At 73.3% G+C, this 19,008-nt stretch carries 17 protein-coding genes and 1 pseudogene; 9 read left to right on the forward strand and 9 right to left on the reverse strand.

The window, feature by feature from the left end:
* Positions 1-4: 4 nt before the first annotated feature.
* Positions 5-1,204, reverse strand: a complete 1,200-nt coding sequence (locus ACZ6ZR_RS08975; protein ID WP_465640898.1) for a serine hydrolase domain-containing protein — start codon at positions 1,202-1,204, stop codon at positions 5-7.
* 200 nt (positions 1,205-1,404) lie between these two features.
* On the opposite strand from ACZ6ZR_RS08975, the pseudogene ACZ6ZR_RS08980 reads away from it, so the two are divergent.
* Positions 1,405-1,791: pseudogene (locus ACZ6ZR_RS08980) on the forward strand (DUF302 domain-containing protein); the annotation flags it as partial.
* 83 nt (positions 1,792-1,874) lie between these two features.
* The gene (locus ACZ6ZR_RS08985; RefSeq protein ID WP_465640900.1) at positions 1,875-3,101 is read left to right on the forward strand and encodes an FAD-dependent oxidoreductase; all 1,227 of its coding nucleotides are present in this window, start codon (positions 1,875-1,877) and stop codon (positions 3,099-3,101) included.
* A gap of 7 nt (positions 3,102-3,108) precedes the next feature.
* Here ACZ6ZR_RS08985 and ACZ6ZR_RS08990 read toward each other — a convergent pair whose 3' ends face one another.
* Together ACZ6ZR_RS08990 and ACZ6ZR_RS08995 are read right to left on the reverse strand one after the other, a co-directional pair.
* Entirely contained in the window at positions 3,109-3,318 is a 210-nt protein-coding gene (locus ACZ6ZR_RS08990) for a hypothetical protein (RefSeq protein ID WP_465640902.1), read from the reverse strand.
* Between the two features lie 83 nt (positions 3,319-3,401).
* Complete coding sequence (locus ACZ6ZR_RS08995) at positions 3,402-3,560, reverse strand: hypothetical protein (protein WP_465640904.1); 159 nt, start codon at positions 3,558-3,560, stop codon at positions 3,402-3,404.
* Between the two features lie 129 nt (positions 3,561-3,689).
* Between ACZ6ZR_RS08995 and ACZ6ZR_RS09000 the strand changes: the two genes are divergently transcribed.
* The 4 genes from ACZ6ZR_RS09000 (at position 3,690) to ACZ6ZR_RS09015 (ending at position 9,300) form a co-directional block, all read left to right on the forward strand.
* Entirely contained in the window at positions 3,690-4,205 is a 516-nt protein-coding gene (locus ACZ6ZR_RS09000) for a GNAT family N-acetyltransferase (RefSeq protein WP_465640906.1), read from the forward strand.
* Between the two features lie 103 nt (positions 4,206-4,308).
* A complete protein-coding gene (locus ACZ6ZR_RS09005; protein ID WP_465640908.1) occupies positions 4,309-5,889 on the forward strand; it encodes an AMP-binding protein in 1,581 nt (526 codons plus the stop codon).
* 85 nt (positions 5,890-5,974) lie between these two features.
* A complete protein-coding gene (locus tag ACZ6ZR_RS09010; protein WP_465640909.1) occupies positions 5,975-6,598 on the forward strand; it encodes a TetR/AcrR family transcriptional regulator in 624 nt (207 codons plus the stop codon).
* 236 nt (positions 6,599-6,834) lie between these two features.
* Positions 6,835-9,300: a SpoIIE family protein phosphatase gene (locus ACZ6ZR_RS09015; protein WP_465640911.1), complete on the forward strand. Its 2,466-nt coding sequence runs from the start codon at positions 6,835-6,837 to the stop codon at positions 9,298-9,300.
* Positions 9,301-9,338: 38 nt separating this feature from the next.
* On the opposite strand, the gene ACZ6ZR_RS09020 is transcribed toward ACZ6ZR_RS09015, so the two are convergent.
* Both ACZ6ZR_RS09020 and ACZ6ZR_RS09025 read right to left on the reverse strand, forming a co-directional pair.
* Positions 9,339-10,877 (reverse strand): MFS transporter, encoded by a 1,539-nt coding sequence (locus tag ACZ6ZR_RS09020; protein WP_465640913.1) that lies wholly within the window; start codon positions 10,875-10,877, stop codon positions 9,339-9,341.
* Positions 10,874-11,428, reverse strand: a complete 555-nt coding sequence (locus tag ACZ6ZR_RS09025) for a TetR/AcrR family transcriptional regulator (RefSeq protein WP_465640915.1) — start codon at positions 11,426-11,428, stop codon at positions 10,874-10,876. The genes ACZ6ZR_RS09020 and ACZ6ZR_RS09025 overlap by 4 nt, the downstream gene beginning before the upstream one ends.
* Before the next feature lie 108 nt (positions 11,429-11,536).
* On the opposite strand from ACZ6ZR_RS09025, the gene ACZ6ZR_RS09030 reads away from it, so the two are divergent.
* Positions 11,537-12,121 carry a hypothetical protein gene (locus ACZ6ZR_RS09030; RefSeq protein WP_465640916.1) on the forward strand — a complete coding sequence of 195 codons (585 nt, stop codon included), beginning with the start codon at positions 11,537-11,539 and terminating at the stop codon, positions 12,119-12,121.
* A 266-nt stretch (positions 12,122-12,387) separates the two neighbouring features.
* Here the strand turns inward: ACZ6ZR_RS09030 and ACZ6ZR_RS09035 are convergent, their stop codons facing one another.
* The 3 genes from ACZ6ZR_RS09035 to ACZ6ZR_RS09045 all read right to left on the reverse strand — a co-directional run bounded on the left by ACZ6ZR_RS09035 (position 12,388) and on the right by ACZ6ZR_RS09045 (position 14,847).
* The gene (locus ACZ6ZR_RS09035; RefSeq protein WP_465640918.1) at positions 12,388-13,470 is read right to left on the reverse strand and encodes a TolB family protein; all 1,083 of its coding nucleotides are present in this window, start codon (positions 13,468-13,470) and stop codon (positions 12,388-12,390) included.
* A gap of 253 nt (positions 13,471-13,723) precedes the next feature.
* Entirely contained in the window at positions 13,724-14,116 is a 393-nt protein-coding gene (locus ACZ6ZR_RS09040; protein ID WP_465640920.1) for a cell division protein SepF, read from the reverse strand.
* Positions 14,117-14,499: 383 nt separating this feature from the next.
* Positions 14,500-14,847, reverse strand: coding sequence for a hypothetical protein (locus tag ACZ6ZR_RS09045; RefSeq protein WP_465640922.1), 348 nt, complete (start codon positions 14,845-14,847; stop codon positions 14,500-14,502).
* 23 nt (positions 14,848-14,870) lie between these two features.
* Between ACZ6ZR_RS09045 and ACZ6ZR_RS09050 the strand changes: the two genes are divergently transcribed.
* Positions 14,871-14,993, forward strand: coding sequence for a hypothetical protein (locus tag ACZ6ZR_RS09050; RefSeq protein WP_465640924.1), 123 nt, complete (start codon positions 14,871-14,873; stop codon positions 14,991-14,993).
* A 528-nt stretch (positions 14,994-15,521) separates the two neighbouring features.
* Positions 15,522-17,957 (forward strand): PQQ-dependent sugar dehydrogenase, encoded by a 2,436-nt coding sequence (locus ACZ6ZR_RS09055; protein ID WP_465640925.1) that lies wholly within the window; start codon positions 15,522-15,524, stop codon positions 17,955-17,957.
* A 7-nt stretch (positions 17,958-17,964) separates the two neighbouring features.
* On the opposite strand, the gene ACZ6ZR_RS09060 is transcribed toward ACZ6ZR_RS09055, so the two are convergent.
* Positions 17,965-18,891 carry an RNA polymerase sigma-70 factor gene (locus tag ACZ6ZR_RS09060; RefSeq protein ID WP_465640927.1) on the reverse strand — a complete coding sequence of 309 codons (927 nt, stop codon included), beginning with the start codon at positions 18,889-18,891 and terminating at the stop codon, positions 17,965-17,967.
* Between the last annotated feature and the right edge of the window lie 117 nt (positions 18,892-19,008).

Consider the following 19,008-nt stretch of genomic DNA (forward strand, 5'->3'; position numbering starts at 1 on the left):
GTGGTCAGGGCTTGGTGGGGAGGGTGTAGACGTGGTCCGGGGTGGCGATCTCGGTGACGGCCTTGGCGAAGAGGCCGCTGGGCTCGTGGCCGTCGTGGAGGACGTCGGTGTTGATGAGGATGACCATGGTGGCGTCGGCCTCGGGGAGGTACATGGTGACGCTCTCGTAGCCGGGGAGGGAGCCGTCGTGTCCGATCCAGCCGTGGGTCGCGAACAGGCCGAGGCCGTAGCCGCCGTCGGACAGGCCGGGGACGGGGAGGAACTTCTCACGCTCGTGCTGGGTGGCGGGGGAGATCAGCTCACCGGTGGCCAGCACCTTCGCCCAGTGCCGCAGGTCGCAGAGGTCGGAGTACATCGCGCCGGCCGCCCAGGCCCAACTCGGGTTCCAGTGCGTGGAGTCCTCGATCTGGCCGCTGAGGGTCTGGTTGGTGTAGCCGTGCGCGTAGGGGGAGCGGAACGAGGCGTCGCGCGGGAAGACGGTCTGCTCCAGGCCGGCCGGGCCGGTGACGTACCGCTGGATGTAGTCGTCCAGCGGTAGGTGGCTGAGCTTCTCCACCACCAGGCCGAGCAGCACGGTGTTGGTGTTGGAGTACTGGAACTCCGTCCCGGGCGGGAAGACGTTGTCGTGCTTGAACGCGTAGGCGACCAGCTCCTGCGGGGTGTAGGCGCGGTCGGGGTCGGCCAGGAAGTCGTGGACGAAGGTGTCGTCGAAGGTGTACGAGTACAGGCCGCTGCGCATCTCGGCCATCTGACGGATGGTCACCTGGTCGCCGCAGGGCACGCCCTCCAGGTAGGTGGAGATCGGCGCGTCGAGGTCGACCAGGCCCTGGTCCACCAGCTGGAGCAGGGCGGTGATGGTGAAGGTCTTGGTCTCGCTGCCGATCCGGAAGTGCATCGCCGGGTCCATCGGCTCGCCGGTCTGCTTGTCGGCCACGCCGAAGGTGTGGAGGTACTCGCCGCGGCCGGGCAGCCAGAGGCCGGCGATCACGCCGGGGGTGCCGGTCTCCTGCCGGACCCGCTCGATGGCCTCGTCCAGACGGGCCACCAGGGCCGGGTCGAGGCCGGCGCTGGAGATGGCGGCGGCGGGGCGGAGGGCGGTGGGGTGGTGCTGGGCCTGGGCCGGGGGAGCGGCGAGGGCGAGCGGGAGCAGGGTGGAGAGGGTGAGCAGCGCGGTGGCGAGCCTGCGGGCGGGGGTGCGTCGCATGGGCGGGACGGCCTCACTTCCGGGAGGGGAACCTTGCCTGCCCACGCTCACACCGGAGGCGGGGGAGGGCGGACGGGCCCTGGGAGACGTCCGGCGATTCCACCCGTACGGAGCCGGGTGGCGCGGGGGAACGGCTGCTCTGATACCCCCTGGGGTATCGTGGACGAAGTCGGAGCCTTGGAGATGAACGGAGTAGGACCATGGAGCAGGGCTTGGCCGTCACACTGGACGTCCCGTTCGCGGAAGCCGTCGCGCGGGTGCGTGAGGCGCTGGCGGGGCAGGGGTTCGGCGTGCTGACCGAGATCGACGTGCGGGCCACCCTGCGGGCGAAGCTCGGCGAGGAGATGGAGGACTACTTCGTCCTCGGCGCATGCAACCCGCCGCTCGCGCACCGTGCGCTGGCGGTGGACCGCCGGATCGGGCTGCTGTTGCCGTGCAACGTGGTGGTGCGGACGGAGGACGGCCGGACGGTCGTCGAGGCCGCCGACCCGCAGCTGCTCGTCGGCTTCACCGGCCGCCCGGAGCTGACCCCCGTCGCCGACGAGGCGGCGCAACGCCTGCGGGCGGCGCTCGCCACCCTGGACGCCGGCGCCGCACGAGCCGCTCGGCGTGGTGACGGTTCGTCAACCGACCACGGCGGCGGTGCGGCTCTGCCAGGATGGGAGGACGGGTGACCGGGACACGGCGGGAGGGGCGGCGGATGGCGCGGATCGTGGTGGTCGGAGGCGGGATCGCCGGGACGGCGGCGGCCTTGGCGCTGCACAAGGCGGGGCACCGGCCCGTGGTGCACGAGGCCCATCCGGACACCGGCGAGGACATCGGCGCGTTCATGACCCTGGCCAGCAACGGCATGCGGGCGCTGGCCGGCTTCGACGCCGAACGGGCGGTGGCCGGCGCCGGGTTCGACGTCACCGCCATGGAGGTGCGGGACGCGGACGGCGCGGCGCTGGCCTCGGTGCCGCTCGGGGAGACCGAGCTGCCGCTGGCCCGGTACCGCTGTCTGCGGCGGGCCGAGCTCGGGGCGGTGCTCCAGGACGAGGTCCGGCGGCGCGGGATCCCGCTGCGGCACGGCGCCCGGCTCACCTCCGTCTCCGAGACCGGGGAGGGGGTGACGGCGCACTTCGCGGACGGTTCGACGGTGGAGGGTGACCTGCTGGTCGGGGCCGACGGGCTGCGCTCGGCGGTGCGCGGATGGCTCGACCCGGACGGGGCCGGCCCCGAGTACGCCGGGCAGCGGGTGTTCTACGGCTACAGCACGGCCGCGCCGCCGCCGGTCTCCGGGCCCGGTCTGATCACCATGGTGCGGGGGAGCGAGGTGGCGTTCGGCTACCTGGTATCGCCGGGCGGGCGGACGTTCTGGTTCGCCCGGGTGGCGGGGCCGCCGGTGGGCGAGGAGGAGCGGGCGCGCACCGGCCCCGCGCAGTGGCGCGCGTGGCTGGAGCCGCTGCTGCGGCCGGACCGGACGCCCTGCGCGGACATCGTGGCGGGTACGGGTGAGGAGCTGATGGTCACCAACGCCCTGCACCTGCCGGCCGGGGGCCCCTGGCGCGGCCGGCGGGTGGTGCTGATCGGGGACGCCGCGCACGCCGCCTCCCCGGCCACCGGCCAGGGGGCCTCGATGGCGCTGGAGGACGCGGTGGTGCTGGCCAAGGCCCTCCGTGACGGGTCGTCGGCCGAGAGCGCCCTCGCCACCTACGAGCACCACCGCCGCCCCCGCGCCGAACGGAACACCGCCACCAGCGCGCGCCTCACCGCGAGCCGCCCGGCGGCGGGCACCCGGCCCCAGGACGCACCGCCGCCCGAGGACTCCGCCCGCCCCTCCACCCGCCCCGACGAGGCCCTGCTCCGGCTGCTGGACTGGGACACGCCCCTCCCGCCGCCGGTGCCGGGCGCCTGACGGCGGGTCAGGCGCGGCCGTCCCGGATCCACTCGTTGTTGAGCGCGCAGCCCAGGACCGGGCCGAACAGCAGGGAGAGGAACCACAGCCCGGCGGTGAAGGGCGAGTAGAGGTAGTACGTCCACTGCGGCAGCAGCATGCCCGGCAGCACGTACAGGACGACGAGGAACGCCCAGCTCAGCAGCGAGGTGATCACGACGCGTGCGACGACATCCATGGCGGTCCCCCGGGTTCGGGCCAGGTGTTGAACGCGTTCAATATAGCAACCGGGGGCGGGGCGGATCGCGGGGAGGGGTGCTGTCAGCGGCCGAGCAGGCGGGCGAGCAGGCCCTTGCGGGTGGAGGGGTCGCAGTCGCAGCGGGCGTTCTTGGGGATGCCGGCCAGGACCTGCTCGACGTGCAGGCCGCAGCCGGCGTGGGTGGCCTTGCCGCAGGTGCGGCAGGTGGTGCGTCGGCACATGGGTGACTCCTCGGGGGGTGGGGGCTTCGAGGCAACTATACCCCCATGGGTATCGGAGCTGCGGTGATGCGGGCCGGGAGGGAGGGTAAATCCCTTGCGGCGCACCGGAGTCGGGCCCACACTGTGCCGGTGCTGATCAGACGAGAGACCCCAGCGGACGTGTCCGCCGTCCGGGCCGTGACCGCCGCGGCCTTTGCCGAGAACGAGTCCGCCGGATCGTACGAGGTGGAGGTGCTGGACCAGCTGCGCGCCGGGCCGGCCTGGATGCCGGAGCTGTCGATGGTGGCCGAGGGGCCGGACGGCGAGGTGGTCGGGCACGTGGTGTGCAGCCGGGCCCATGTGGGCGGGGTGCCGGTGGTCGGGCTCGGCCCGATCAGCGTGCTGCCGGGGCACCAACGGCGGGGCGTGGGGCTGGCGTTGGTACACGCGGTGATCGGGGGCGCGGACGCGCTCGGGGAGCCGCTGGTGGGCCTGCTCGGCAGCCCGGAGTACTACGGGCGGTACGGCTTCCGCCGCAGTACCGACCTGGGCGTCAACGCGCCCGACCCGGCCTGGGGCCGGTTCTTCCAGGTCCGGCCGCTGGCCTCCTACCAGCCGTCCTTGCGCGGGGACTTCGTCTACCCGCAGGCCTTCGACCCGGCCTGACGGAGCGTCGGCCGGCCGGGGCAGGTAGGGCCTCTGTCGGGAAGGGCGCGGTGACGGCACTCTTGGAGGGCCCGCACCACCCACCCCCGGCTTGGAGGACCGCATGGTGTTCCGCAGTGACTACCCCGAGATCGAAGCGCTCGACCTTCCGATCCACGACGCGGTGCTCGGCAACGTGGCCGAGCACCCCGACCAGCCGGCCCTGGTGGACGGCATCACCGGGGAGTCCGTCAGCTACGCCCAACTGGACGGCGCCAGCCTCCGGTTCGCGGCCGGGCTGGCCGAGGCGGGGGTGCGCAAGGGCGACGTGATCGCGCTCTACAGCCCCAACACCATCGCCTACCCGATCGCCTTCTACGGGGCCACCCGGGCCGGGGCCACCGTCACCACGGTCAGCTCGCTGACCACCGCCGCCGAGCTGGCGGGGCAGCTGAAGGACAGCGGCGCCCGCTGGATCATCACCATCTCGGCCTTCCTCCCGGTCGCCGTCGAGGCTGCCAAGGCGGTCGCGGCCGAGGGCGTGCCGGTCACCGAGATCTTCACCTGCGACCGGGCCGAGGGCCACCGCTCCCTCACCGACCTGATCGCCTCCACCGCCCCCGCGCCCCGCCCGGAGATCGACCCGGCCACCGACATCGCCGTGCTGCCCTACTCCAGCGGCACCACCGGCCTGCCCAAGGGCGTGATGCTCAGCCACCGCAACATCAGCAGCAACCTGCTCCAGACCGACTCGGTGCACGCCACCGGCCGGGGCGAGCGGATCCTCGCCGTGCTGCCGTTCTTCCACATCTACGGCCTCACCGCCCTGCTCAACCACCCGCTGCGCTGCGGCTCCACCGTGGTGGTGCTGCCCCGCTTCGACCTGGAGCAGTTCCTGCGCACCATCCAGGACCAGCGGATCGAGGGCGTCTTCGCCGCCCCGCCGATCGTGCTGGCCCTCGCCAAGCACCCGCTGGTGGACCGGTACGACCTCTCCTCCGTCCGCTACGTGCTGAGCGCGGCCGCCCCGCTCGACGCCGAGCTGGCCGAGGCCGCCGCCCGGCGGCTCGGGCTGGACCGGATACACCAGGGCTACGGGATGACCGAGCTCTCGCCCGTCACCCACGTGGTGCCGCTGGACGACGAGGACCCGCCGGCCGGGACGGTCGGCAAGCTGGTCGCCTCCACCGAGCTGCGGGTGGTCGACCTGGACGGCTCCGGCGCCGACCTCGGGGCCGGTGAGCGCGGCGAACTCCTGTTCCGCGGCCCGCAGGTGATGCGGGGGTACTTCGGCCGCAAGGGCGAGACCGACGCGATGATCGACCCGGACGGCTGGCTGCACACCGGGGACGTCGGTCTGGTGGACGGGCGGGGCTACCTGTTCGTGGTGGACCGGGTGAAGGAGCTGATCAAGTACAAGGGCTACCAGGTCGCCCCCGCCGAACTGGAGGCGCTGCTGCTCACCCACCCCGAGGTGGCCGACGCCGCCGTGATCGGGGTGCGCGGCGAGGACGGCGAGGAGCGGCCCAAGGCCTTCGTGGTCCGGGCGCCCGGCAGCGGGCTGACGGAGCAGCAGGTCAGCGCGTACGTGGCCGAGCGGGTCGCCCCGTACAAGAAGGTGCGGGCGGTGGAGTTCCTGGACGCGGTGCCCAAGTCGGCGGCGGGCAAGATCCTGCGCCGGCAGCTGCGCGAGCGCCGGAGCTGACGGCCACTCAGCAGGGGCGGGCCCGGGAGGTTCCCGCCGGTCTGGCAGGATCGGCGGGGACCACGGACCTGGCAGAGAGGCCGCCATGACCACCCAAGCCACCTCCCGCATGCCCCAGCAGGACCGCAGCCGGGCCACCCGCCGCCGTCTGCTGGAGGCGGCGGTGGAGTGCCTGGCCGAGGTCGGCTGGCAGGGCAGCACCGTCGCGGTGGTGGCCGAGCGGGCCGGCGTCACCCGGGGCGCCGCCCAGCACCACTTCCGTACCCGCGAGGACCTCTTCACCGCCGCCGTCGAGCACGTCGCGGCCGAGCGGCTGGCGGCGCTGCGCGCCCGTCTGGACGCGCTGGCGCCGCCGGAGCAGAGGCGGACCGAGGCGGTGGTCGAGCTGATCGTCCACCTCTACACCGGGCCGCTGTTCCGGGCCGCGCTGCACCTGTGGGTGGCCGCCGCCACCGAACAGCCGCTGCGGGAGCGCCTGGTCGCGCTGGAGAACCAGATCGGCCGGGAGGCGCACCGCGCCGCCGTCGAGTTCCTCGGCGCGGACGAGGGCCACCCGGGGGTGCGGGAGACCGTGCAGGCCACCCTCGACCTGGCCCGCGGCCTCGGGCTGGCCAACCTGCTCACCGACGACGGCCCGCGCCGCTCCGGCGTGGTCCGGCAGTGGGCCCGCACGCTGGACGCGGTGCTCAAGGACGACCGGAGCGGCTGAGGCCGTGACCGGACCGTGGCCCGGCAGGTCACAGCTTGTCCAAGGTGCTGCACGACCATGTCCGAACGGGCGTCCGCTGTCGTAGCCTGTGCCCCGGTCAGCACCCTGACCGACCCTCCACGTACTCCACCTGACGGACCAGCAGTCGCACCCGCACCCGGGGACGTGCAGTCTGGTGGGGAGCCGATCCGTCCCGGCCCGGCCGGGGAACGTACCTGACAGGTGATCCCCTGATCATGCAAGGCAGCGAGCGGAACACACCGGACGGCACCGGCCAGGCGGCGGGCGCCGCCCAGCCAGGTCTGACGGGTCATCGGCTGGTGCCGTTGGCCACCGCCCTGATCGAGGGCGACGGCCGCATCCTGCACTGGAGCGGCGACGCCGAGGCGCTCACCGGGTACACCGCGGACCAGGCCGTCGGCGCCTACGCCGGGCGGCTGCTGATCCCGGACACCGAGCGCGGGCCCGCCCAGGAGCTGTTCCGTCGGATCATGGCCGGCAAGGGCTGGTCCGGCGTGTACGAGGTGCGGCACCGCGACGGCCACCGGGTCGAGCTGGAGTTCCGCACCTACCCGATCACCGGCCCCGGCGGAGAGCGGCTGCTGCTGGCCACCGCCTCCGACCTCGGCGCGCTGCGCCAGGTGGAGGGCGACCTCTCGGTGCTGGACGGCATCTTCGCGCAGTCCCCGATCGGGATGGCCGTCTACGACACCGAGCTGCGCTACGTCCGGCTGAACGACGCGCTGGCCCGGATCAACGGCCTCCCCGTCGAGGCGCACCTCGGCCGCCGGATCAACGCCGTGCTGCCCGGCATCAACTCCTCGGAGATCGAGGCGGTGATGCGTCAGGTCCTGGCCACCGGACGGCCGGTGGTGGACGCCCGCTCGCACGGCCGCACCCCCGGCGACCCGCGCCGGGACCGGGCCTGGTCCGCCTCCTACTTCCGGCTGGAGGACTCCACCGGCCAGGTGCTCGGCGTCTCCTCCTCGATCATCGACGTGACCGAGCGCTTCCAGGCCGAGGCCCGCGCCTCCCGGGCCCAGGAGCGGCTCGCCCTGCTGGCCGAGGCCACCGCCAGGATCGGCACCACCCTGGACCTCCAGCGCACCGCCGAGGAACTGGTCGAGGCCGTCATCCCGCGGTTCGCCGACTTCGCCACCGTCGACCTGCTGGAGCCGGTGCTGCGGGGTGAGGAACCGTCACAACTGCAGCCGGACCGGGGGGTCAAGCTGCGCGCCGTCGCCGTCGGCGAGGCCTACGAGGCGGGCATGACCAGCACCGCCGACGCCGTCGGCACCACCTCCGAGTACGACTCCAAGCGCACCTACACCGAGTGCCTGCGCAGCGGCCGCCCGCTGCTGCGCCCGCACGTGGACGAGCAGGTGCTGGCCGCCCTGGTGGCCGAGCCCGACCGGGTCGCGCCCGGGGTGCGGGCGGGCATCCACTCCTACCTGATGGTGCCGATCATGGCCCGCGGGATGGTGCTCGGCGGCTCCGAGTTCGTCCGGATGCGCAACCCCGAGCCGTTCTCCGCCGCCGACGTGGCGCTGGCCGAGGAGCTGGTGGCCCGCGCCGCCATCGCGCTGGACAACGCCCGGCTCTACCGGCGCGAGCGGGAGACCGCGCTCACCCTCCAGCGCAGCCTGCTGCCGCAGGAGATCCACCGCACCCTCGGCCTGGAGATCGCCTACCGCTACCTGCCCAGCAGCCTGGTCAGCGAGGTCGGCGGCGACTGGTTCGACGTGGTGCCGCTCTCCTGCGGCCGGGTCGCGCTGGTGGTCGGCGACGTGATGGGCCACGGCATCCGGGCGGCCGCGACGATGGGTCAGCTGCGCACCGTGGCACGGACCCTGGCCACCCTGGACATGCCGCCCGAGCAGGTGCTGACCCGGCTGGACGAGACCGCGATGGGCATCGGCGAGGGCCAGTTCGCCACCTGTATCTGCGCCGTCTACGACCCGGTGGAGGGCACCTGCACGATCGCCTCGGCCGGGCACCTGCCGCCGGTCAAGGTCAGCCCCGACGGGGTCTCCCGGGCCATCGAGCTGCCGCCCGGCGTGCCGCTCGGGGTCGGCGGGGTGGCCTTCGAGTCCACCGAGTTCACCCTCACCGAGGGCAGCATGCTGACCCTGTACACCGACGGCCTGGTGGAGCGCCGGGGCGAGGACATCGACCACGGCATCGGCCTGCTGGCCCAGGTGCTCTCCGGGCGCGGCCGCACCCTGGAGGCCAGCTGCGACGCGGCGCTGGCCGCGCTGGTGAGCGACGGCACCGAGGACGACATCGCCATGATCATGGCCCGGGCGCTGCCGATCCCCTCCGACCGGATCGCCACCCTCCACCTCGACGGCGCGGGCCCGGCCCCCGGCCGGGCCCGGAAGTTCACCCGGGACACCCTGCGGGCCTGGGGGCTGACCCAGCTCACCGACTTCGCCGAGCTGATGGTCAGTGAGCTGGTCACCAACGCCCTGCTGCACGCCGAGGCACCCCGCCGCCTGCGCCTGTTCCGCGACCGCACCCTCACCGTCGAGGTCGCAGACTCCGGCGGCCAGGCACCGCAGCTGCGGACCGCCGCCGAGCAGGACGAGGGCGGCCGCGGCATGCACCTGGTGAGCGAACTGGCCCACCGCTGGGGCACCCGCCAGACCAAGCACGGCAAGGTCGTCTGGGCCGAGATGGAACTCGACTACCGCTACCGCTGAGCCCCCTGACGTGAGGTCGGAGGGGCTCGGCGGGCGGGTCAGTGGACCAGGTGGTCGGCGGGGTGGCCGGCCGCCGCCGTCCGGTCCTGGCCGCGGAGCTTCCACCAGGCGAAGAGGGAGGCGGCGAGGAGGAGGGCGGCTGCCGCGATCGCGGCCACGTTCATGCCGTGCACGAAGGCGGTGCGGGCGGCGGCGGTGAGTTGGTCGCCCAGCTCGGCGGGGACGGTGGAGGCGGCCTGCACCGCGTTGCCGATCGACTGCCCGGCCTCGGTGGTGAGGGCCTCGGTGCCGGCCGGCATCACCAGGGAGCCGGCGTAGATGGCGGTGACCACGGAGCCGAGCAGGGCGATGCCGAGGGCGGTGCCCAGCTCGTAGGCGGTCTCCGAGACGGCGGAGGCGGCACCGGCCTTCTCCGGCGGCGCGGCGGTGAGCACCAGGTCGGCGGAGAGGGTGTAGACGATGCCCTCGGCCGCGCCGGCGGCCAGGAAGGACGCGCCGAGCAGCAGGTACGGGCTGCCCTGGTGCGCCCAGCCGAGCACCGCGATGCCCGCGCCCATGGCCAGCAGGCCGCCGGCCAGGGTGACCCGGACGCCGGCCCGGCGGGCCAGCTTGGCGGTGAGCAGACCGCCGGCCACGGCGCCGACGAAGGCCGGCAGCTCGGCCAGACCGGCCGTCAGGGGGGAGTACCCGCGCACCAGTTGGAGGTACTGCGACATGAAGAAGATCACGCCGGACAGCCCGATGAGGGAGGTCAGGGAGGAGAGGACGGCCGCCGTGAAGCGCGGGTTGACGAAGAGCCGGACGTCCAACAGCGGGGAGGGGAGCCGGAGCTGACGGCGGACGAAGACGGTGAGCGCGGTGGCGCCGAGCGCGAAGGTCACCGGGATCGGCCAGTGGCCGAGGCCGTTGGCGGCCGCCTCCTTGACCGCGTAGACCACGCCGATCACACCGGTCATCGAGAGCAGCACGCTGAGCACGTCCCAGCGGCCCGGGTCGGGGTCCTTCGACTCGGGCAGCAGCCAGCTGCCGAGCACCAGCAGCAGGGCCAGCACCGGCAGGTTGAGCAGGAAGACCGAGCCCCACCAGAAGTGCTCCAGCAGCACGCCGCCGACCACCGGGCCGAGCGCGGCGCCGGCGGTGGCGCCCGCGCCCCAGATGCCGATCGCGGTGGCCCGCTCCCGGGCATCCGGGAAGAGGCTGCGGATCAGCGAGAGGGTGGAGGGCATGATGGTGGCGCCGGCGATGCCGAGCAGCGCGCGGGCCAGGATCAGCCAGCCGGGGCTCGGGGAGTACGCGGCCAGCAGGGAGGCCGCGCCGAACGCGGTGGAGCCGATCAGCAGCAGCTTCTTGCGGCCGATCCGGTCGCTGAGCGCGCCCATGCTGACCAGCAGGCCGGCCAGCACGAAGGAGTAGGCGTCACCGATCCAGAGCAGCTGGGTGCCGCTGGGGTGCAGGGTCTCGCTGATCGAGGGCAGGGCGAGGGAGAGCACGGTCGCGTCGAGCGCGACCAGGGTCACCGCCAGTACCAGGACGCCGAGGCCGAGCCAGCGGGAACGGGCGGAGTGGGTGGTGCTCATTTCTGTTCAGGGCTCCTGAGGGCACCGCCGAGGAAGAGCTCGGCGAGCGAGTAGGCACTGTCACGGGGGGCGAGGCGTCCGTCCTGGACGGCCCAGCCGATGCCGGCCACGAGGTCGAAGAAGGCCTCGCTGAGCCAGCCGGCGGAGAGCTCGACGCGGAACACGCCCTCCTGCTGGCCACGGAGGAAGAGCGCGCGGACCCGGGAGTCCTGCACCTCCCAGAGGTCGTTGATCTCCTGGTCGTCGAAGAGCTGGTTCTCTCCGGCCAGGAAGGCGCAGAGCGCGGCGTCGGGGACGACGGCGTCCACCAGGCGGCGCAGGGCGGCCTCGGGACTGCCGCTCTCTATCGCGGCCGTGTCCAGCGCGGCGGCGAACTTGCGCAGGCTGAGCGCGCCGACTTCGCGGATCAGCGCCTCGCGGCCGGGGAAGGTGCGGTGCAGGGTGGCACGGCTGATCCCGGCGGCGCGGGCGATCTCGTCGAGGTGGGCGGTCGGGCGGCGGGAGAGCACGCCGACGGCGGCTTCGAGCACGGAGTCGCGGTCAGTGGCCATGGGGCGAGTGTAGCTCAGATGAGACGTTGATGTCTCAATCGGAAGATCGGAGCATCAGGGCATCGGCTCTGCTGTCCGCGGGCCGCCGCGAGCTGATAGGGATGGGGCATGCGTTTCACCGCCGTTCCGATGCCGTCCTCCGTCGCGGCCAGGCCCCAGGACAACCGTGGGTACCCGGTGCCCGCCATCACGCCGTGGGAGGGGGAGGAGCCGCAGTTCGCGCTGACCGACTACGGGCGCAGCGCCGAGTGCGCGCGGGACCGGCTCTGCTCGGTCTGCGGCCGGGAGATGCCGGCCGGGCCGGTGTGGCGGGTGGTCGGGGCGGCCGAGAGCGCGGCGATCGGGGAGGCGCTGGCGGCGGGCCGGCCGTATCGCAACCTGGCCCCGACCCTGGAAGGGCCGGGGCACCGGGTGTGCATGCTGTACGCCTCGATGGTCTGCCCGTACCTGGCCCGGCCGAACGCCCGGCGCGGGGTCTCGGCCGAGCAGCCGGACGAACTGACGGAGCATCTGGTCCGGGGGACGGCCCGGGGCGCCACGGGCGCGGTGGTCGGCTTCGCCGACTACGAGTACGCGATCACTCCGACCAACGTGCTGTTCCGCTTCCTGGAGCCGGTCGAGTTCCTGCCGCACGGGCAGTCGGAGGAGCACCTCGGACTGCTGCGAGAGGAACTCGACCGGCTCCAGGGGTGAATCAGACCGACCGGCGATTGGGGGGCGGCGTCGCGGCGTTGGGGCACGCGCCCTCCTTGCCCGCCAACGGGCAGGAGGGGCCCTTCGCCACCTTCTCGTCAGTCGCCGATGCTCCGCATGGGCTCTCCCCCAGCCTTCGGCCGGGAGGTGCCCCCACCCAGCCTTCGGCATCCCAGCCTTCGGCCGGGAGGGGCCCCCTTCTCGGCGGCGCCGATGCACGCACCCCACCGCCGCTCCTTCACCCACCCCCCAATCGCCGGTCGGTCTCAGGACCGGAAGGCCGGCAGGCCGTGGACCGAGGAGACCAGCTGCGGGGCACCCGAGCCGTCGGCCGGCAGGATGGCGACGCCCTCGGGGGTGCGCACCGCGACGGTCTTGCCGTCGCGGGACCAGGCGGGCTCGGTGTAGTCGGTGGTGGCGTTCGGGGTCAGGTCCTGCACGGTCTTCTGGGTGGTGTTGACGCTCTGCCGGAAGACGTGGTCGTGGCCGTTGACCGCGCGGACGAAGACCACCGAGTGGCCGTCGGAGGAGAGCGCGGGCTGCGAGCCGGCGGCGATGGGGCCGCCCTGCTGGCGCAGGTAGTCGTCGCGGATGTAGACGGTCCCGTTGGTGCTGTTGGCGTAGACCGTGGTGCCCTGGTCGTCCGAGCCGTTGATCCAGGTGTTGCCCTGCTGGGGCAGCGCGGGGCCGTCCTCGTAGGTGCCCAGGCCCAGGTCGGTGGGGGTGTTGCCGGCGGTTCCGGCGGGCACCTCGGCCAGGCGGCTGACGCCGTTGCTGGTGATGGTGATGGTGAAGAGGATGTTCTCCTTGCCCGGGAGACCGTCGTGCGCCTTGGCGACCTGCCAGGTCGGGTGCGACCAGGTCTGGCCGCCGGGGTTCTTCGCGATGGCGGCGCGCACGCTGCCGTCGGGGCGGCTGACGGCCAGGTCGCCGTTGCCGTCCACGAACACGGCCCGTCGGCCGTCCGGGCTCCAGTTGAGGTCGCGCACGGCGGTCCCGAAGTCCATCGTCCCGCCGTTCACCACCACGAGGTTGGTGCCGTTGCTGATGGTGAGCCCGGTACCCGCGGTCCGGTCGAACGGCGTGCCGGACGGGGCGGCGACGGGCGCCGCTGCGGTCGGCGTGGCGGTGGCGGTGGCGGAGGGGCTCGGGGTGGCGGTCGGCGTGACCGGCGCGGTGGGCGTGGCGGTCGGCGAGGCCGGGGCGGTGGGGGTGGCCGTGGCCGGGTTGGCCGTCGGCGCGGCGGACTTGGCGGGCGACGGGTCGCAGGCGGTGAGGAGCAGGGTGCCGCCGGTGGTGAGGGCGCAGACGAGCGCGACAGAGGCGCGGCGGTGGGTACGAACGGACATGGTGACTTCCCCCCGGAAGACGAGAACTGGTGTGGGTTGGTGCCGTGAGACGCCCTTCGGTCGTTGAGCCCTTGTCACCAGGCGACCGCTTGCTGCTCCGTGCGATGTGAGAACTCTGTCAGCAGCACGTCCGCGAACTGTGAAGCGACTGTCACCGCCGGGCAACGGCGTTCGAATGCCCGGTCACCGGAGACGACGAGAGGCCCGGCGCCCCCGTCGCGGGGGTGCCGGGCCTCTCGGGGCTGGTGCCTCGTCAGCTCTGGTTGTAGAAGCCGGTCTCGTCGAGCGGACGGTCGATCACCATCACCTCGACGTCGGCCGGGGTGAGCAGGAAGACCCGGCGGGCGATCCGCTCGATCCCGCCCATGGTGCCGAACACCAGACCGGAGGCGAAGTCCACCATCCGCTTGGCCTCGGCGTCCGACATCTCCGTCACGTCCATGACCACCGGAGTGCCCGAACGGATGTGCTCGCCGACGGCGCGCGCGGCTTCGAAGCCGGTCGGCTTCAGCGAGACGATCTTCGCCGGGGCGGGCACCGCCACGGCGCTCTCCTGGGTCGGCCATTGATCCTCGTACACGGCAGCCGGGTAGTGGCCGGAGGGCATCAGCCACCCGTTGTGGTGCTCGTCGCGAAGTGCTCCCATGCCGCGCCTCCCTCGTTCCGTCCCGGACTCGTCCCCCCGGGTGTACGCGCCTCTTGACGCGTCATCCATCCGTCGGAACTGTCCGAGTATCGCACTGATCACCGCTCCGGCGCCCGTCCGTGACCGCCGTACGGGCGCGGGTCGTGACAGAATCCGGACACTCCCGGGCGGCTGCCGCGACCACGCCGGTCGGCGAACGGTTGCGCGCGTAGACCCTATCGGTGTGCGCCACGGCACAGTTGACTCCTCGTCAACAGTCCGGTAACAGCTTGGCGGCGGTGCGGGACGGGCGTGTCGGGTGGGGTCCGCGGGTGTGGCGAGGCCCACTCCGGGGCCGGTGCGCCGCAGGGCCCGGACGGGCCCTGCGGGGACCCGACGGACCGTCAGGGCCGGTACGGCAGCCGGGTGGCGTCCGGATAGCACGGCGTGCCGAACGGCGGCCCCTCGGCCACCCAGCCGCCCCGGCCGTCCGCCGCTGCGTCCTGCCGGCGCGCCACCGAGAGGCAGGCCCGCCCCGGGGCGGTCGGCGGCGGCGTCACCGCGAAGGAGGCGGGCAGCAGCAGGCCGTGCGCGTCGTACGGCTGGGGCCGGTTGACGAACCGTTCGGTACACGACCTGGTCAGCTGCTCGCCGCAGGAGCCCATCGCGTCGGCCAGCCACTGCGCCCCGGCCCAGCCCTCCGGCTCCCATGCGGAGAGTCGCCCCTCCCGCTCCGGATACCAACGCGCCATCGCCGTAGGAGCGGTCGACGGCGGTGACCCAGAGCGCCTGGCGGCAGCCCGGGGTGGAGCGGTACGGCTCCCGGGCCGTCTCCGACCAGCCCTGCACGGTGGTCACCTTGGCGAGCGGCCGCACCCCGGCGCCCTCCAGGGCCTGACAGAGCGCCACGTTCCCGCGCCGGTCCAGTGCGTCGAGCACCAGCTTCAGGCCGTCGGCCACCGCGCTGCGGGCGCCGAGCCGCCGTAGACGGAGTACAGGTGCGGCCGGCGCTCGTACGGGGTCCCGACCGGCTGGCCGCCCACGTCCGGCACGCCGCTCGCGCTCACGTACCGTGCGGCCGTTGAGGCCGCCGTGCGCGTTCAGCTCCTCGGAGAACGTCTGCGCGCCGTACCGGGGCCCGGCGAAGGTCTCGGCGCCGGTCGGGCCGGAGAGCGAGGCGAGCAGGCCGATCCGGATCTCACTGCCCGTCGCCCCGGTCTCGGCCGGCCCGAAGCGTGGCTGCGGCAGGCGGGTGGGCGAGGCGCGGGAGCTGGGCGGTCCGCCGACAGTTGTTCGGAAAGTTTCCTAACCATACCCTTGACCGTGCCTGCTCAGGCCGGGATTCTGAACGGGCCCGTCCGGAAGGGGACTTCGCCCCCGTGCTCCGGCGCCTGCGGCGAACTCCCCGACCTGCAAGGAGAATCGGATGAGAGTCAGGAACCTCGCGGCCACCGGCGGCGCGCTCGCCGCCCTGGTGCTGGGCACGGTGGCAGCGCCACCGGCGCCCGCCGCGGCCGCCGCGCCCGCCCGCTACGAGGCGGAGAGCGCGGCCGTCACCAAGGGTGTGGTGGAGTCGAACCACACCGGCTACTCGGGCACCGGATTCGTCAACGGCGACAACGCGGTGGGCAGTTACGTCGAGTTCACGGTCAACGCCGCCACGGCCGGCACCGGCGTGCTCTCCGTCCGGTACGCCAACGGCACCTCCATCGACCGGCCCGCCGACATCACCGTCAACGGGGCCCAGGTGGCCGCCGCACGGTCCTTCCCGTCCACCGGCACCTGGGACACCTGGACCACCGCCACCGTGACCGCCGCGCTGACCGCCGGGGCCAACAAGGTCCGCCTCACCTCCAGCAGCGCCGACGGCCTGCCCAACCTCGACTACCTGGAAGTCGAGGTCACCGCGCCGAGCAGCGACTACCAGGCCGAGGACGCGACGCTCGCCCAGGCCGCCGTGGCCACCAACCACACCGGCTTCACCGGCACCGGCTTCGTCGACTACACCAACGTGGCCGGCTCGTACGTCGAGTTCGCGGTCAGCGCCGCCACCGCCGGGACGGCCCCGCTGACGCTGCGCTACTCCAACGGCACCGCCGTGGACCGCCCGATGGACCTGGTGGTGAACGGCGCCGTGGTGGCCTCCGGGGTCTCCTTCCCGGCCACGACGAACTGGGACACCTGGGCCACCAAGACCCTCAACGTCCCGCTGCGGGCCGGGGCCAACACCGTCCGGGCCACCGCCACCACCGCCAACGGCGGGCCCAACCTCGACCGGATCACCGTCGCCGTCACCGCCGACACCGTGCCGCCGACCCGCCCCGGCCAGGGCGTCTGCTCCGCCATCGGCCCGAACGGCCTGACCCTGAGCTGGGCCGCCGCCACCGACGACGTCGGCGTCAGCGCGTACGACCTCTACGAGCACGGCAACAAGCTGGCCGAGGCCCCCGGCGACACCACCGCCAAGGTGCTCACCGGGCTGGCCCCCAGCACCACCTACAACCTCACCGTGATCGCCCGCGACGCGGCCGGCAACGCCTCCCCGGCCAGTGTGGCGGTGGACTGCACGACCGCCGCCAGCTCCGACCCGCTGCCCACCGCCCCGGGCACGCCCACCGTCTCGGACGTCAAGGCCAGCTCCGCGACGCTGAGTTGGGGAGCGTCGAGCGACGACAAGGGCGTGGTGGCGTACGAGGTCCGCAGCGGCAGCGCCGTGCTGGCCACCGTCACCGGCGCCCCGCCGGCCACCACGACCACCGTGACCGGCCTGGCCTGTGACGCCCCGTTCGTCCTCACGGTGGTGGCCAAGGACACCGCCGGCGGGTACTCCCCGGCCTCCGCGCCGGCCTCCTTCACCACCGGCGCCTGCACCGCCGACGGCGGCGTGCCCGGCTCCCCGGCCACCCTCTCCTCCGGCTGGACCATCCCCTGGGGCATCGGCTGGCTGCCGGACGGCAGCACCGCGCTGGTCACCGAGCGGGACAGCTTCAAGGTCTTCAAGCAGGCCAAGGACGGCTCCAAGACCCTGGTCGGCACGGTGCCCAACGCGGTCACCACCGACGGCGAGGGCGGCCTGCTGGGCGTGGCGATCGACCCCAACTGGGCGTCCACCAAGTACGTGTACTTCATGCACACCGCCTCCGAGGGCAACCGGATCGTCCGGATGACCTACAACGGCAGCGCGCTCAGCGGCTACACCGTGCTGCTCCAGGGCATCAAGAAGAACCGCTACCACAACGGCGGCCGGCTGGCCTTCGGCCCCGACGGCTACCTCTACGCCACCACCGGCGACGCCCAGACCCAGGCCCTGGCCCAGGACAAGAACTCGCTCAACGGCAAGATCCTGCGCCTGACCACGGCCGGCAAACCCGCCCCCGGTAACCCCTTCGGCAACTACGTCTACAGCCTCGGCCACCGCAACCCGCAGGGCCTGGCCTTCGACCGGAGCGGGCGGCTGTGGGAGGCCGAGTTCGGCGACTCCAAGTTCGACGAGCTGAACCTCATCAAGCCCGGTGCCAACTACGGCTGGCCGACCTGCGAGGGCACCTGCTCCACCGCCGGGATGACCAACCCCAAGGCCACCTGGGCGGTCAACGTGGCCTCCCCGAGCGGCATCGCCATCGTCCGCAACGTGGTCTACATGGCCGCCCTCAAGGGCACCCGGATGTACCGCATCCCGATCAACGGCGACACCGAGACGGTCGGCGCCGCCACCTCCTACTACGTCGGCACCTACGGCCGCCTGCGCACCGTCACCAAGGTGCCGGGGGCGGACCAGCTCTGGCTGACCACCACCAACGCCGACAACAACGGCGGCGCGGCCGACGGCGCCGACAAGATCTTCCGCATCAACATCGGCTGACGGAAGGTCAATCGGAGGAGGTGCGGCGGGCGCGCCGCACCTCCTCGCTGACCGCCCAGGCGTCGGCCACCGGGCCGAGGTGGCGCAGCTTGTCCGGGTTGAGCACGACCCGGACGGCCTGCACCCGGCCGTCCAGCACGTCCAGGGACAGGGCCTGGAGCACCGCCCCGTCCCGGTCGCGGAAGAGCGCTCCGGGCTGGCCGTTGACCTCGACCGGCTCCAGGGTGACGTCGATCCGCAGCAGGACCGGGAAGACCGAGGCGAGCAGCCTGGCGACGTTGGCCGCCCCGCTGACGGCGCGGGCCAACTGCGGCGCCTTGCCGCCGCCGTCGCCGACGAACTGCACGTCGGGGGAGAGGAGTTGCTGCAGCGCGTCCATGTCGCCGCCCGCCATCGCCGCGAAGAACCTGGCCGCCAGCTCGTCCCGCTCCGTCCGGTCGGCCTCGAAGCGGGGCCTGCCCTCGGCCATGTGCCGCCGGGAGCGGACCAGCAGCTGGCGGCAGGCCGCCTCCGAGCGGCCGACCGCCGCGGCGATCTCCTCGTAGTCGAAGGCGAACACCTCCCGGAGCAGGAAGACCGCCCGCTCCGCCGGGGTGAGCCGCTCCAGCAGCAGGAGCGCCGCCATCGACACCGAGTCCGCCAACTCGGCCGCCCGCTCGGGGTCCTGGTACGGATCGCTGAGCAGCGGCTCGGGGAACCACGGCCCGACGTACGCCTCCCGGCGCACCCGGGCCGAGCGCAGCACGTCGATCGAGAGCCGGGTGACCGCCGCCGACAGGAAGGCCTTGACGGAGTCGGGCCGGGTCGGCGAGGCGTCGTAGCGCAGCCAGGCCTCCTGGACGACGTCCTCGGCCTCGGTCACGCTGCCGAGGATCCGATAGGCGATCGAGAACAGCAGTGGCCGGAGTTCCTGGAACTCGTCGACCTTGCTCATGCGGGCCCCCGGTGGCTCTCGTTTCGGATGATCGTCTCATGGGTGCTGACGAACCGTGAGTTCCGGGGAAGACCGGCGGACGGTCACGCTCCGTTCATCCGGAGTCCGTCGGGTCCC

Source organism: Kitasatospora sp. NPDC088742 (assembly GCF_055584905.1).

What these genes read in the sequence shown, in the direction of transcription:
- ACZ6ZR_RS08975 (WP_465640898.1), bottom strand. Translation starts at nt 1,204, where the DNA reads ATGCGACGCACCCCCGCCCGCAGGCTCGCCACCGCGCTGCTCACCCTC.
- ACZ6ZR_RS08990 (WP_465640902.1), bottom strand. Translation starts at nt 3,318, where the DNA reads ATGGATGTCGTCGCACGCGTCGTGATCACCTCGCTGCTGAGCTGGGCG.
- ACZ6ZR_RS08995 (WP_465640904.1), bottom strand. Translation starts at nt 3,560, where the DNA reads ATGTGCCGACGCACCACCTGCCGCACCTGCGGCAAGGCCACCCACGCC.
- ACZ6ZR_RS09005 (WP_465640908.1), top strand. Translation starts at nt 4,309, where the DNA reads ATGGTGTTCCGCAGTGACTACCCCGAGATCGAAGCGCTCGACCTTCCG.
- ACZ6ZR_RS09010 (WP_465640909.1), top strand. Translation starts at nt 5,975, where the DNA reads ATGACCACCCAAGCCACCTCCCGCATGCCCCAGCAGGACCGCAGCCGG.
- ACZ6ZR_RS09015 (WP_465640911.1), top strand. Translation starts at nt 6,835, where the DNA reads ATGCAAGGCAGCGAGCGGAACACACCGGACGGCACCGGCCAGGCGGCG.
- ACZ6ZR_RS09020 (WP_465640913.1), bottom strand. Translation starts at nt 10,877, where the DNA reads ATGAGCACCACCCACTCCGCCCGTTCCCGCTGGCTCGGCCTCGGCGTC.
- ACZ6ZR_RS09025 (WP_465640915.1), bottom strand. Translation starts at nt 11,428, where the DNA reads ATGGCCACTGACCGCGACTCCGTGCTCGAAGCCGCCGTCGGCGTGCTC.
- ACZ6ZR_RS09030 (WP_465640916.1), top strand. Translation starts at nt 11,537, where the DNA reads ATGCGTTTCACCGCCGTTCCGATGCCGTCCTCCGTCGCGGCCAGGCCC.
- ACZ6ZR_RS09035 (WP_465640918.1), bottom strand. Translation starts at nt 13,470, where the DNA reads ATGTCCGTTCGTACCCACCGCCGCGCCTCTGTCGCGCTCGTCTGCGCC.
- ACZ6ZR_RS09040 (WP_465640920.1), bottom strand. Translation starts at nt 14,116, where the DNA reads ATGGGAGCACTTCGCGACGAGCACCACAACGGGTGGCTGATGCCCTCC.
- ACZ6ZR_RS09045 (WP_465640922.1), bottom strand. Translation starts at nt 14,847, where the DNA reads ATGGCGCGTTGGTATCCGGAGCGGGAGGGGCGACTCTCCGCATGGGAG.
- ACZ6ZR_RS09055 (WP_465640925.1), top strand. Translation starts at nt 15,522, where the DNA reads ATGAGAGTCAGGAACCTCGCGGCCACCGGCGGCGCGCTCGCCGCCCTG.
- ACZ6ZR_RS09060 (WP_465640927.1), bottom strand. Translation starts at nt 18,891, where the DNA reads ATGAGCAAGGTCGACGAGTTCCAGGAACTCCGGCCACTGCTGTTCTCG.